General features: G+C 32.9%; 15 protein-coding genes. 9 read left to right on the forward strand and 6 right to left on the reverse strand.

Going from position 1 to position 13692, the window contains the following annotated elements:
* Nucleotides 1-15 precede the first annotated feature (15 nt).
* A complete protein-coding gene (gene fmt / locus OF897_RS19185; RefSeq protein WP_267267279.1) occupies nt 16-963 on the forward strand; it encodes a methionyl-tRNA formyltransferase in 948 nt (315 codons plus the stop codon).
* A 117-nt stretch (nt 964-1080) separates the two neighbouring features.
* Here fmt and ribB read toward each other — a convergent pair whose 3' ends face one another.
* Both ribB and OF897_RS19195 read right to left on the reverse strand, forming a co-directional pair.
* Entirely contained in the window at nt 1081-2202 is a 1122-nt protein-coding gene (gene ribB, locus OF897_RS19190) for a 3,4-dihydroxy-2-butanone-4-phosphate synthase (protein WP_267267280.1), read from the reverse strand.
* A gap of 234 nt (nt 2203-2436) precedes the next feature.
* Nucleotides 2437-3435 carry an LLM class flavin-dependent oxidoreductase gene (locus OF897_RS19195; RefSeq protein ID WP_267267281.1) on the reverse strand — a complete coding sequence of 333 codons (999 nt, stop codon included), beginning with the start codon at nt 3433-3435 and terminating at the stop codon, nt 2437-2439.
* A gap of 231 nt (nt 3436-3666) precedes the next feature.
* On the opposite strand from OF897_RS19195, the gene OF897_RS19200 reads away from it, so the two are divergent.
* Nucleotides 3667-4227: a hypothetical protein gene (locus OF897_RS19200; RefSeq protein ID WP_267267282.1), complete on the forward strand. Its 561-nt coding sequence runs from the start codon at nt 3667-3669 to the stop codon at nt 4225-4227.
* A gap of 3 nt (nt 4228-4230) precedes the next feature.
* Nucleotides 4231-4677, forward strand: coding sequence for a hypothetical protein (locus OF897_RS19205; RefSeq protein ID WP_267267283.1), 447 nt, complete (start codon nt 4231-4233; stop codon nt 4675-4677).
* Nucleotides 4678-4714: 37 nt separating this feature from the next.
* Here OF897_RS19205 and OF897_RS19210 read toward each other — a convergent pair whose 3' ends face one another.
* Nucleotides 4715-6844 carry a helix-turn-helix domain-containing protein gene (locus OF897_RS19210; RefSeq protein ID WP_267267284.1) on the reverse strand — a complete coding sequence of 710 codons (2130 nt, stop codon included), beginning with the start codon at nt 6842-6844 and terminating at the stop codon, nt 4715-4717.
* Between the two features lie 66 nt (nt 6845-6910).
* Here OF897_RS19210 and OF897_RS19215 point away from each other — a divergent pair, with 66 nt between their 5' ends.
* The gene (locus OF897_RS19215) at nt 6911-7354 is read left to right on the forward strand and encodes a hypothetical protein (RefSeq protein WP_267267285.1); all 444 of its coding nucleotides are present in this window, start codon (nt 6911-6913) and stop codon (nt 7352-7354) included.
* A gap of 136 nt (nt 7355-7490) precedes the next feature.
* Here OF897_RS19215 and OF897_RS19220 read toward each other — a convergent pair whose 3' ends face one another.
* On the reverse strand, nt 7491-8006 hold the full coding sequence (locus OF897_RS19220) for a gamma carbonic anhydrase family protein (protein ID WP_267267286.1): 516 nt from the start codon (nt 8004-8006) through the stop codon (nt 7491-7493).
* A 155-nt stretch (nt 8007-8161) separates the two neighbouring features.
* Between OF897_RS19220 and OF897_RS19225 the strand changes: the two genes are divergently transcribed.
* The 4 genes from OF897_RS19225 (at nt 8162) to OF897_RS19240 (ending at nt 10883) form a co-directional block, all read left to right on the forward strand.
* Nucleotides 8162-9040 (forward strand): NifU family protein, encoded by an 879-nt coding sequence (locus tag OF897_RS19225; RefSeq protein WP_267267287.1) that lies wholly within the window; start codon nt 8162-8164, stop codon nt 9038-9040.
* 61 nt (nt 9041-9101) lie between these two features.
* Nucleotides 9102-10160, forward strand: coding sequence for a ferrochelatase (gene hemH / locus OF897_RS19230; protein ID WP_267267288.1), 1059 nt, complete (start codon nt 9102-9104; stop codon nt 10158-10160).
* A 229-nt stretch (nt 10161-10389) separates the two neighbouring features.
* Nucleotides 10390-10617 carry a hypothetical protein gene (locus OF897_RS19235; RefSeq protein WP_267267289.1) on the forward strand — a complete coding sequence of 76 codons (228 nt, stop codon included), beginning with the start codon at nt 10390-10392 and terminating at the stop codon, nt 10615-10617.
* Nucleotides 10617-10883 carry a hypothetical protein gene (locus OF897_RS19240; protein WP_267267290.1) on the forward strand — a complete coding sequence of 89 codons (267 nt, stop codon included), beginning with the start codon at nt 10617-10619 and terminating at the stop codon, nt 10881-10883. The genes OF897_RS19235 and OF897_RS19240 overlap by 1 nt, the downstream gene beginning before the upstream one ends.
* A 130-nt stretch (nt 10884-11013) precedes the next feature.
* On the opposite strand, the gene OF897_RS19245 is transcribed toward OF897_RS19240, so the two are convergent.
* Complete coding sequence (locus tag OF897_RS19245; RefSeq protein ID WP_267267291.1) at nt 11014-12225, reverse strand: type IX secretion system plug protein; 1212 nt, start codon at nt 12223-12225, stop codon at nt 11014-11016.
* Nucleotides 12226-12296: 71 nt separating this feature from the next.
* On the opposite strand from OF897_RS19245, the gene OF897_RS19250 reads away from it, so the two are divergent.
* Complete coding sequence (locus OF897_RS19250; protein ID WP_267267292.1) at nt 12297-12932, forward strand: MBL fold metallo-hydrolase; 636 nt, start codon at nt 12297-12299, stop codon at nt 12930-12932.
* Nucleotides 12933-13125: 193 nt separating this feature from the next.
* Here the strand turns inward: OF897_RS19250 and OF897_RS19255 are convergent, their stop codons facing one another.
* Nucleotides 13126-13680: a thioredoxin family protein gene (locus tag OF897_RS19255; RefSeq protein WP_267267293.1), complete on the reverse strand. Its 555-nt coding sequence runs from the start codon at nt 13678-13680 to the stop codon at nt 13126-13128.
* Between the last annotated feature and the right edge of the window lie 12 nt (nt 13681-13692).

Consider the following 13692-nt stretch of genomic DNA (forward strand, 5'->3'; position numbering starts at 1 on the left):
TTTTATCTTTGTACCATGAAATCATTGAAAGTCGTTTTTTTAGGTACTCCGGAGTTTGCAAAGACTGCATTGGAGGCTATTCACCAATCTCATCATGAGGTTGTAGCCGTTGTAACCGTTGCAGATAAAGCAAGCGGACGCGGACAAAAAATCAATCAATCTCCTGTAAAAGTTTTTGCTGCAGAAAATAATATTCCTGTTTTTCAACCTGAAAAATTAAGAAATCCTGAGTTTTTAGAGGAATTGAAAAAATTGGATGCTGATGTTTTTGTTGTTGTTGCTTTCAGAATGATGCCCAAAGTTTTGTTTGAAATGCCAAAAATGGGAACTTTCAACCTTCACGCTTCATTGCTTCCTGATTACAGAGGCGCAGCTCCGATTAACTATGCAGTAATTAATGGTGAGAAAAAAACGGGTGCAACTACATTTTTTATCAATGAAAAGATTGATGAAGGAAATATTTTATTACAGGAAGAAATTCCAGTTTTAGAAGATGAAAATGCAGGTCATCTTCACGACAGATTGATGGAAATGGGTTCAAAATTGGTGGTAAAAACTTTGGATGGATTAGCAGAAAATTCAATTATTGAAAAACCTCAACCCGAAGTTCAACATCCGAAAAACGCTTATAAAATCTTTAAAGAAGATACTAGAATTGACTGGACAAAAACTTCAAAAGAAGTTCATCAGTTTATTTTAGGAATGTCGCCTTATCCTGCAGCTTTCACCACTTTAAAAATAGGAGAAGAGGAAAAAGGATTAAAAATATACAATGGAAAATTCGAAGTTTCAGAGCACGGAAAACTTGTTGGAAGCTTAGAAATTTCTAAAAATGATTTTAAAATCTATACCAAAGACGGAATGTATTTTCCTTTAGAACTACAATTGGAAGGCAAAAAAAGAATGAATATCAAAGATTTTCTAAACGGATTTAGAAATTTTGACGAAATAAAAATGGCCTGATTTACTCAAGCCATTTTATTATTAAGTCAATTGTCAATAGTGAATTAGCTACGCTGTCAATTTAAGAAAATAAAAAATTCACTTGCGAAGCAAAATTGACCATTCACCATTCACATTTTAAAGTTGAACCATCTCCGTCACTTCAACATCATAACCTCCAACCTGAGGTTTTACATTAGGATTTTGAGTAATTACTTTAAATTTATTGATTCCTAAATTTTTCAGAATCTGAGTTCCGATTCCGTAATCTCTGTAATTGAATGCAACTGTAGGATGTTTTTGTTGTCCATCCTGATAATTTAAAAACTGCTGTAATTTTCTTAGTGTATTTTCAGAATTTGAAACGTTATTGATGAAAATAATTGCTCCTTTTCCTGCTTCATTAACCATCGATGTTACTTTTTCCAATAATGGCTTTTCACCGTTGTTCAATCTGGTTAAAACATCGAAATAAGAATCCGAAGATTGTACTCTTACCAAAACAGGTTCGTCAACCGTCCAAGATCCTTTTGTTAAAGCAAAATGAATCTGATCGTTAGAAGTCTCTCTGAAAGCACAGAAATCATATTCACCATAAGCAGTTTGTACTTTTCTTTCCTCAATTCTTTCGATTAAGTTTCCTTTTTTAAGCTGATAATGAATCAAATCTTCAATAGAAACGATTTTCATATCGTGTTTTTGAGCAAAAACATGTAGATCCGGCAAACGAGACATAGAACCATCTTCATTCATAATTTCACAAATCACACCACCTTCTTTTAAACCAGCCAAGCTTGTTAAATCAATTGCAGCTTCGGTATGACCTGCTCTTTTCAAAACACCACCTTTTCTTGCACGAAGCGGGAAAATGTGACCTGGACGCATAAAATCTGTTGGTTTAGATTTTTCATCCATCAAAGCTAAAATGGTTTTTGCTCTGTCTCCTGCGGAAATTCCTGTAGAAGTTCCGTCACCCAAAAGGTCAACAGAAACCGTAAAAGCAGTTTCTTTAGGATCACTGCTTCGGCTTACCATTACGTCAAGACCAAGCTCGTCACATCTTTTTTCAGGAAGCGGCATACAGATCAAGCCTCTTCCGTGAACTGCCATAAAATTAATTAATGCAGGTGTTGTCAATTCGGCAGCACAAAGAAAATCACCTTCATTTTCTCTGTCTTCATCGTCTACCACTATAATTATTTTACCATTTTTAAGGTCTTCAATTGCCTCTGGAATAGTATTTAGTTTAATATCTGACATTTTTTACTTTAAATTTTCGCAAAGATACTCAATAAAATAAGCATCAACAATTAATATGAGTGGTTTGTTTTAAGCCATAAATTTTAGACACAAAAGCATTTTAACACATGAGTCGCATTAGTTTTTAGCTTAAAATTTTGAAAAAACTTTAGAACACATAAGATTTGAAAATCTTTGATTTCCTTTTATTCTCAAACAATCTGTGTAAATCCGTGAAATCCGTGGGAACTAAAATTAGAATAAAGAATCTGTAGCTTTCTTAATAATCTTATATGATTCCAGTCTTTTTTGATGGTCATAAATATGAGAATTAATCATCAGTTCATCCACCTGATATTTTTCCTGAAAGTTTTTGATCTGTTCAGCAATTTCATCCTGATTTCCGATGAAACTGAATTTCAATTTCTGTAAAACCATAGATTTTTCCATGGCTGACCAAACTGTATCCATGTCTTCAATTGGCGCAGGAAAAGGTTTTCTGTCGTTTCTGATAATATTAATGAATGCTTGAAACAATGTCGTTGAAAGAAAATGGGCTTCTTCAGAAATTTCTCCAGCAATTCCGTTGACACAAGCCAAAACAAAAGGTTTATCTAAATATTTTGAAGGCTCAAAATGCTCTCTGTAAATTTTAAAAGCCATATCCATTTGTTCGGGAGCAAAATGTCCCGCAAAAGCATACGGAAGTCCCAATTCTGCAGCCAACCAAGCACTGTCTGTGCTAGAACCGAGAATATACATCGGAATATTTAAACCTTCACCGGGAATTGCACGAACCAAGGCGTTTGAATTTTCTTTCGAAAAATATTTTTGCAACTCTAAAATCTGTCTCGGAAATTGTTCATTGATGATTGCCGGATTTCTTCCCAAAGCTTGAGCCGTCAAACCATCTGTTCCGGGAGCTCTTCCCAAACCGAGATCAATTCTTCCCGGAAAAAGTGATTCCAAAGTTCCGAATTGTTCGGCAATAACGAGTGAACTGTGATTTGGAAGCATAATTCCTCCTGAACCGACTCTTATTTTTTTTGTTCCATTGGCGATGAAACCAATCAGAACCGATGTTGCGGAACTTGCAATACTTTCCATATTGTGATGTTCGGCAAGCCAGAATCTTTTATAATCTAAATTTTCAGTATGGTTTGCTAAAGACAAACTGTCCTGAAAAGTATCGTGAATGGTTTTCCCCTGTTTTACGGGAGCTAAATCAAGCACGGATATTTCAAAATGTTTCATATTGATTTGTTTATTTTTTCAAAAATGATAGATAGTCTTCTTCCCCGATTTCATATCACAAATTTGAAAGAACAAATTTAAAACTAATAAATTGCATTAGTTACTTTTTGTAATTGATGGAATTGATTGGTATGTTGTGGGAAAAACTATTGGAAAAAAGTTTCATTTAAAATGATATTAATTATAAGTTGTGAACTTAGTTTGTATATTTGATTTAAGCTAAACCAAAATATGTTTAAAAAATTTCCACTACAAATTATTTTAACGACACTGATATTTTTAATAATCAATACTTCATATTTTTGGGAAAGTGAACTTGGAATACTATTCATGTTCGTTATAATATTAGTTTTTATAATCTTTTTCATTTTATCCATAGAATTAGTCAGACAATTATATATTTCAGCGAAAAATAATTTCAGTGAAAAATCTAGAAATATTCTGTTAATATTTATGATCTCATGCTTAGTATTAATTGTTGTAAAACCTATAGGCATTATTAATTTTGAAAATCTGGAAGGCGAAAACAGAATTGTAGCACAAGCTGAAGGAGTTGCAAATTGCACAGCCACTCTTAAATTAAAAACCAACGAAAAATTTATATATGAGGATATTTGTTTTGGGATAGACCGAATTAAAGGAGAATATAAAATTATTAATGATACCATTCATTTCAAAAAATCCAGAAAATCATTTCAATACAAATATGGAGTGATTAATAAAAATGCAATTTATCTTTACAAAAATAAATCAGACAAAAATTATTATGCTCTTTCTATAAAACCCTTGTAATTTATGCAATCAAAAATAATGTACATCGAAAACAAATCTAAAGATCATCACGGATTGGCTTGGATTGGTTTTGTAGAATTTTCAAAATCTGGTCAAACAGTTTATTTTGATGGAAAAGAATTGAAAAAATTGAAAAATCCCGGAACTTGGGGAAATCATTTTGATATTGAAACCGGTGAAGAATATTGGATTTCAGGAGTCAAGAAAAACGGACAGAACAGACATTGGTGTGGCGGAGGAAAAATAATGATTGATAAAAATTCTATTGATGAATACTTAAAATTAGTTGATTTTGATATTCTTGATGAGAAAAATTTTACAATAATTGAATTTTCTAAAACTGATAAAAGTAGATTTAATGAACTCGAAAATACAGAAGTAAAATTTATGAACGAAAGCCGAAGTGCAACATATTGGGATAATAACAAAAGAAAGTTAAGCAGTATTTAAATAAAGAAGGATTCGGTTTTCACCAAATCCTTTTATTTTAATTATTATTTTTTTCTTTCTGATACGTAAAATGATTAATCAAAATCCTGATTTCATTAAATTCAAAATCATTTGGAAGTGCAGCTTTCCATTCGTTTAAAGTTTCTTTTGGATCTCTACGAAACATTTCCTGAAACGTTTTAATTTTATCGGAAGTAATGACTCTCGCAATATCCAGCAAACCTTGTTCTGCAAATTTTGCCAAATGCCCAATCACAGTTTCTTTTACCAAACCTCTTTCCATTGCAATTTCGGAAATCGTTTTCCCTTCTTCAAACAACTGAAAAGTAAGAACCTGAGACGGAACTTTCGCAATTTTCATACTGACTTCCTTGTCATTTTTTTCATCCAGAAGTTTGGCTTCCAATAAATGAATTTCCTTTAGACTGTTTAGATATTCTTCAATATCTTCGAGCCAGTTTTTAAGCTCTTCATTGTATTGTTTTAAACCTTTTGCTCCTTTTATTTCAGCATAAAAATCTTTCAAAGGATTAAAAACCTTATCTCTTATTTCTGTAAAAAAGAAGTTAACGGCTCCTTTTGATTTACCTTCAATTTCTGCCCAATCTTCTTTCTTTTCAATAAATAAATTGACTTTCTGGAAAATAATACGTTCCAGTTTTTCAAAGATTTTACCTAGATTTAAAACATCACGCTTCAACTGAAGATACAACTGATTCGATTTTGTACGGTCGATACTTTTGGTAACAATTGAAAGATTATTCCACTGCTCTACTTCTTTTAAAAACCATTGACAATCTACTGTACGAAGCACTTTTCTGATGCTGTAATCGTATTTTTCCTGATTTAAAATACTTTCAACATTATCATTTGCCTGAGTTTCACCCTGAAATTTTAGAATACGATTGTCTTTAAAAATAACTTCTGGAGTAATTTTAGATTTTAAAATAATTCCTTCCAAAGTTCGGCAACGCGACAAAGCCACATAAACCTGACCCGCTGTAAAACTTTTTCCGGCATCGATAATCACTTTATCAAACGTTAAACCTTGACTTTTGTGAATCGTCACCGCCCAAGCTAATTTTATAGGAAACTGCTCAAAGCTCCCTAAAACTTCTTCTTTAATATTTTTATCGGTATCGAGAGAATATTTTTTCTGTTCCCAGACTTCTCTTTTTACGGTAATTTCACGCTCACTTCCTTCAAGAACCACTTTAATTTCGTTTTCGTCTAAAGAAGAAATTTCACCCAATTTACCATTGAAGTATTTCTTTTCTCCCGTAATATCATTTCTGATAAACATGACCTGAGCTCCGATTTTCAATTCTAAAAACTGGTCATTCGGAAACTGATTTTCTTTAAACTCACCAAAAAGTTTGGCTTCGTAAGACTTGGGACTGACTTTTATATCTTTCAGTTTTTCCTGATTGATATCGTCTGCCATTTTGTTGTGCGAACAGAGATAAACGTAAGGTTCTTCTCCGGCTTCAAAACTGGGATCGTATCTTTCGTTCAGATGATTAAAATCGATATTGGCAACATCTCCGTCACGAATCGCATTTAATATTTCTAAAAATTCCTGATCGGTTTGACGGTAGACTTTCGTTAATTCAATGGTTAATAAAGGAATATCTTTAATCGCCAAACTATCGAAAAAGAAAGGCGAATTGTAAAACATTTTCAAGACATGCTCATCTCTCACAACAGGAGGAAGCTGATATAAATCTCCGATGAACAACATCTGAACTCCACCAAAACGCTGATTATTTCTACGGATAAATCGTAAAGAAAAATCCATCATATCCAAAACATCGGCTCGAAGCATAGAAACCTCATCAATAATCAAAACCTCAACTTCTCTTAAAAGTTTTAGCTTATCTTTTCGGTATTTGAAATGTTGTTGAAGATCGATAATATTATTGGCCAAACTACTGTCGATACGATCTGTTGTCGGCAAAAAAGTACGCAAAGGCAAACCAAACATAGAGTGAATGGTAACTCCGCCTGCATTGATGGCTGCAATTCCCGTGGGCGCTACAACAATGTGCTTTTTTTTCGTTTTCTTTACAAATTCGTTTAGAAATGTAGTCTTACCCGTTCCTGCTTTTCCTGTAAGAAAAACACTTCGGCTGGTATATTCAATTAAGTCAAAAAAATGATTGTTCATCGTTTGCAAATTTACGGAAAATGTTAGTAGGGCATAAACTTTGATGCGTTTTAGAAAAAATAAATTATGAAAAACTTAGTCATTAAATCATCAATAATCGCTATAATCACCGCATTTACAATAAGTTCGTGCGCTTCTTCAAGTTCTGGAGATCCTTCAACTTTACCTAAAGATATTTCGGAAAGACCTGCAGATGAAAACAATCAAAAGTATGAATTAGCAGCTTTAGATAAAATAAAAATTGCCATAGAATCTGAAATTGCAAAAGAAAAATGTACTAGAAATGCAGATTGGACTTTCGCACCAATCGGTTCTAAAGCTTGCGGTGGACCAACAGGTTACATCGCTTATCCTAAAAAAATAGAAACTGAAATTCTTCCTAAAATAGAAAGTTACACTCAAAGAATGTCAGAATTTAATAAAAAGTATAGCATCACTTCAGATTGTATGATGGCTCCAGAGCCGACCTCTGTGAAATGTGAAAACGGAAAAGGAGTTTTAGTGTTTTAAAAAGATTCAAGACACAAGGCTTAATAAAAAGTTCTGATTGAAATTAATCAGAACTTTTTATTTAATATAAAATTGATTCCAAATAATAAACAGTTAATTTTAAAACTACTACCTATTATCTAAATTCTGCTACCTATTAATCTTTATACCAAGAAGAATATTTCACATAATTATCTGCAATTCTGTTGACTTCTCCTTCTAAAAGTGCTGCAGAAATATCTTTAATTTTTCTTGCCGGAACTCCGCCCCAAACTTCACCAGATTTTATATGCGTTCCCTGAGTCACCACAGAACCTGCTCCAACAATAGAATTTTCTTCAATCGTACAGTCATCCATTACGATAGAACCCATTCCTATTAAAACATTATCATGAATTCTGCAACCGTGAACAATCGCATTGTGCCCGATAGAAACGTTATTCCCGATTTCCAAAGGGAATTTCTCGTAGGTGCAATGAAGCATTGCATTATCCTGTACATTTACTTTATTTCCCATTTTAATGTAATGTACATCGCCTCTGATTACAGCATTATACCAAATACTGCAGTCTTTTCCCATCGTTACATTTCCGATAATCGTTGCCGTTTCTGCCAAAAATGTATTTTCACCAATTTGCGGTGTCTTTCCTAAAAGTTCTTTTATAAGTGCCATTTAAATTAATTTGAAAATTTTATAATAAGCTAATTTGAAAATGCAGATTACTGAAATCACAAATTGCAAATTATAGTGATAGCAAAAATCTAACTTCCAACACCCAGCTTCTAAGTTCTTATCCGTATTTTTGTACTCTCAAATTTAACGAAAAAATGCGTACGATACTTATAGAACCAACAGAAAACCCGAAAGTGATGAAATTTGTAGCTGATTACAATTTGATTCCGGGTTCACTGGAATTGGACAGAGATTCAGATATATCAGAAATTCCCTTAGCACAGGAACTTTTCAACTATCCTTTTGTGGAAAGAATTTTCATTACCGCTAATTTTGTTGCGGTTGCAAAACAAGATACTGTAGAATGGGAACATGTTGCAGAAAGCCTGAAAAATGTAATTGAGGACGAACTTTTAGCCAATCCAAGAATTTATTTACAGAAGAAAAAGGAGATGATTGAGATTTATGCGGAGATGACTCCGAATCCGAATGTGATGAAATTTGTTTCAAGTAAAATGCTGATGGACGGATTTGTGGAAGTAAAATCAAGAAACGGAGCAGAAGGCGTTCCTTTAGCTCAGGCTATTTTTACTGAATTTGATTTCGCAAACGAAGTTTTTATTTCTGATAATTTCGTAGCCGTTACAAGAGATAATTCTGTAGAATGGCATCAGGTAATGATGGCAGTTCGTGGATATATTGCAGAATATCTTCAAAGTGGTGGCGAAATTGCAACTATTGAAGCTCAGAAACATGAAAATCCTGTAGAAAAAATCATCAACAGAGATTATACAGATGACGAACAGAAAATTTCGGATATTTTAAATGAATATGTTGCTCCTGCCGTAGAGAACGACGGTGGAAAAATTTCTTTGATGGAATATGATGCTGCCAACAAAACGGCAAAGATGTTGCTACAAGGTGCTTGTTCAGGCTGTCCAAGTTCAACTGCTACATTAAAAGGAGGAATTGAAAACATTTTAAAACAATTCGTTCCGGAATTAGTAGAAAGAGTGGAAGCCGTAAACGGATAGTTTAGTTAATAGTTTTCAGTTGATGGTATATCACAACTGGAAGGATTAAAAAAATGAAGATTTGAAAACCAATAACCAACAACCAACAACCAATAACCGAAAGGGAATATTATTAGTCAATCTCGGTTCACCAAGATCTACTTCCGTACCCGACGTACGAGAATATCTTGATGAATTTTTGATGGACGAAAAAGTGATTGATTACCGATGGTTTTTCCGTGCACTTTTGGTTCAGGGAATTATTTTGAATACAAGACCTGCAAAATCTGCCGAAGCTTACAAAACAGTTTGGACAGACGAAGGATCGCCGTTAATTGTCATCACTCAGAAAATTCAGAAAAAACTTCAGAAATTAGTTGATGTTCCGGTAGAAATTGGGATGCGATATGCTCAACCAAGCATTGAAGCAGGAATTCAGAAATTAGTGGATCAAGGAGTTTCAGAAATTGTTTTATTCCCACTCTATCCGCAATATGCAATGAGTACGACAGAAACGGTGATTGAAAAAGCTGAAGAAGTAAGAAAAAAGAAATTTCCAGGAATTAAGATTAATTACGTGCAGCCTTTTTACAACCGAGAAATTTACACAGACTGTTTAGCAGAAAGCATTAAGGAAAAACTTCCCGAAAATTTCGATGCTTTACAGTTTTCATATCACGGAGTTCCGGAGAGACATATTTATAAGACAGACCCTACGAATACCTGTAATCTAAACGATTGCTGTACTCGTGAAAACAATCCTAGTCATCAGTTTTGCTATCGTCATCAATGTTTTGATGTAACCAATTCTGTGATTAAAAAAATAGGTTTACCAAAAGAAAAAGTAATGGTTACTTTTCAATCGAGATTGGGAAAAGACAAGTGGATGGAACCTTATACCGATGAAACTCTGGAAACTATCGGTAAAAAAGGAATTAAAAACCTTGCAATCGTTTGTCCGGCTTTCGTTTCTGATTGTTTGGAAACTTTAGAGGAAATTTCAGTAGAAGGAAAACATCAGTTTGAGCATGGTGGCGGAGAAAACTTCCATTATATTCCTTGTTTGAATGATGAAGACCGATGGATAGAAGTTGTAAAGACCCTTTGTGAAGAAAAACTGAATGAATTTTATTTGGTTTAAAATAAATTTAATCTTAATATATTACAAAAGACACTTAATTATACTTTAAGTGTCTTTTTTTTATTAAATATTAGAAAACACCCCTTAAAAAATAGGGGTTAATTATTTTAATAACATATTTTATTTAAAATTTATATAAATTTATTAGGGGTTTGTTTTGTAATTTAATATTTTTCATTACCTTTACCCTATTAAAAAACAGGGGTTAGATTTAAAAACATTAGAAAAGATGGAAACAAGCATAGAAATTTTAAAAAGAAAGATCGAAAGTTTCACTCCGGACCTTATTGAAGCATTTACAAAGATTGTAGAGAATCTTGAAACTGTTCCGCAATCTGTGATTCCCCAGTTTCATCTTGATGAGGTTTTGTACCGATTGGAATTTCATACCGAAAATCCAAAAACGAAGCTTGATTTTTTTGAAAACCTGACTGAGCTTGAAAAAATTTGTGCGTGATGAAAGTTTTACTGTCATCAATCGCAAAAAATGACATCAAAATGCTGATGAGAGTTTTTAATGCAGAAGAACAATACAAAGACAAATATTTTTTAGATGATTTGAAAGAATCTATTTACAAAATACTACACGATTCTGAAAACATAGATATTAAAAATAAGGAACTACAGGTTTGCAAAACAGAAAACTTCCCTGTTCAGATTCATTATTTATTTGAAGATAATGAAAGTCTTTTTATAACGGCGATTTTTAAGGAAAACAATTAAAAACGTCTTTTAGTTTAGAACTTTTTTGACATTATTATATAGTTTAATTTTTCTGTTGTAGTCTTACTTTAAGACAACAAACACTTTTTGACAGAACCTTACAGATGTGCAAGCTGTAAGGTTTTGTATTTTACCTCACCGGTGTTCTGAATTCTCCATAACCAGCCAAACCATCATAATTTCTACCGAAAGGTTTGTAATATAAAAATGCCTGATAAAGATTTTCGGTTTGCCAGAAATTACCATTGATTTCACCTAAATTTAAAGATCCATTGGGTTCTTTTGTCGCTAAAATATAGTTATAAAAACCTTGTTTCATATAAATTTTAGCAATGTACTTCTTAGCCGCTTCATCATATTGCATTTGAAATTCTTTGCTTGCTTTGAAATCATTGAAACCACCAACAACATACAATTCCTTATCCATCAGATCGGAATCTAAAGAAAAATGAACCCAGGCATAATCTGCTTCACGATTCGCATCTCTTTCCAGTCCCAAATCGTTTCGTCTGTAATACCAAGCTCCATTTACATCCGGTTGATATTGATAATTTAAAGGATATGCCCAAACCGGATGAAGATATGTTTGATTAACCCCATCTAAAACTCCCGTTTCACGAACCATATCTGCAGCCATTCTCATATTTTTATTATCGAAATAATAAAACTCATTATTTCCCGGAAAAGCCAAATTCAACTGTTGGAAAAGTAATTTATTTCCCATCGTCGCACTCGGTTTCTGGTTGATAATTTTCATATTCGGATTGTTATTCTGCATCACGGTAAGTGTCATAGAATTTACATTTGAAGTTAAATCTCCGGCTTTTGCAACTGCCTGTACTTCTACCCTTTGATTAATGTTTGGATTTTTTGCATCTGCAATTCTTGAAATATTTAAAGCCAGATTCACATTATCTTCCACAATAGAAAATCTTCTTTTAAAAAGTGGTTGATCTGCAGAACTTTTATAAACAATCAATTCAAAATTACCTGAAATTTTAGGCTGAATTTTATCGTTTGGAAATGTTAATTTATAATGTGTATAAGCCTGAAGTGTATTAAATGAATACTGAAACTGATCCAACATTGCATTCATCGAGCCATTTGCAATTTCGCTAAAAAAAAGATTATCATCTTCCCAGTTTCTGTCAAAATGCTTAATCGTGTAACGGTAAATTTCACTTGAATTGGTTAAATCATCGAAACTCAAAATCAATTGTTGGCTCATCGTGATTACAGGAGTTTCATCATTGGTTTGAGGATTAAACAACTGTACACTCTGAATATTCTGCCCAAAAGCGAAAGAACCTAAACTTAGTAAAAATATCTGCAACGTTTTCATTCTTACGAAGATAATGAAAAATGGGCATTTCACTATTATTATCGTATTTTTGATGAAAAATTAATCTAAATATGTTTCAGATACAGCCTTTTGTATTCAATTTTGCGAGTGAAAACACCTACCTTCTTTTTAATGAAAATAAAAACGCTTGGTTAATCGATCCGGGAAATATGAATGAACAGGAAACTAAGGTAATTTCAAATTTCATCACTGAAAACGATTTAAAAATAACAAAAATCATTCTGACTCATGCTCATATTGATCATGTATTGGGCTTACAATGGGCATTTGATACTTATAAAGTCCCAGTAACGATGCATCAGGATGACAAGGAAGTTTTAGATATGTTCCAAGTAAGCGGAATGAGATTTGGTTTTGAGCTTGACCATATTAATGTGGATTTAGAATATGTAATTGAAGGTGACGAACTTGATTTTGACGGTGAAAAATTCAAGATTTATCATGTTCCGGGACACTCTCCGGGAAGTGTGGTTTACCATAACGAAACTCAGAAATTTATCATTTCAGGAGATGTTTTATTTGAAGGAAGCATCGGAAGAACTGATTTATATAAAGGAAATTACGAACATTTAATTGAAGGAATTAAAACTAAACTTTTTGTTTTGGATGATGAAACACAGGTTTTTTCAGGACATGGAAATCCTACAAATATTGGTTTTGAAAAACAGCATAATCCGTTTTTTTAAATTTGAGATTTGAAATTTCAACAAAATCTAATTTGAATTTTATATTTAAATAACAAAACTAAAGTTCATTCCTATTGATAAAGAAACTCCGGAAAATTAATTTTCCGGAGTTTCTATTTTATAAGTTATAGTTAATTTTCAAAAGTCATCGAATTGCAATACCATCAACCGACACTAAAAACCATCCACCAAATTACTTCCACTTAATGTTACAGCCCATACTTGGTCTCTGAATTCCTTCTTGCGGTTCACCCAACAAAAGATTTTCAAAAGCTATAATTAAATCTTCGCCAGTTACATCTTTATGATTTCCTGGTCTTGAATCGTCCATTTGACCTCTGTAAACAAGATCTAATTTCTCATCAAAGAAAAAGAAATCCGGTGTACAAGCTGCATCATAAGCTTTTGCAATCGCCTGGCTTTCGTCATATAAATAAGGAAAATCAAAATTTCTTTCGATTTGGAATTCAATCATTTTTTCCGGAGAATCTGCAGGATATTTTTCTACATTATTCGAATTAATAGCGATAAATTCAATCCCTCTTTCATTATAATCTTCATACAATTCATGTAACTTATCAATCGCGTGAAGAACAAACGGACAATGGTTACACATAAAGATTACCAAAGTTCCTTTTTCTCCTTTCAAGTCGTCCAGCGACTGAATTTCGTTAGTTTTTGACGGGTTTGGAAGTTCAAAAAACGGTGCTTTTGTACCCAATTCCATCATATTTGAGGGAGTATCCATATTTTTTTATTT

It is taken from the genome of Chryseobacterium formosum (genome assembly GCF_026460885.1).
Lineage (GTDB): Bacteria > Bacteroidota > Bacteroidia > Flavobacteriales > Weeksellaceae > Chryseobacterium > Chryseobacterium formosus.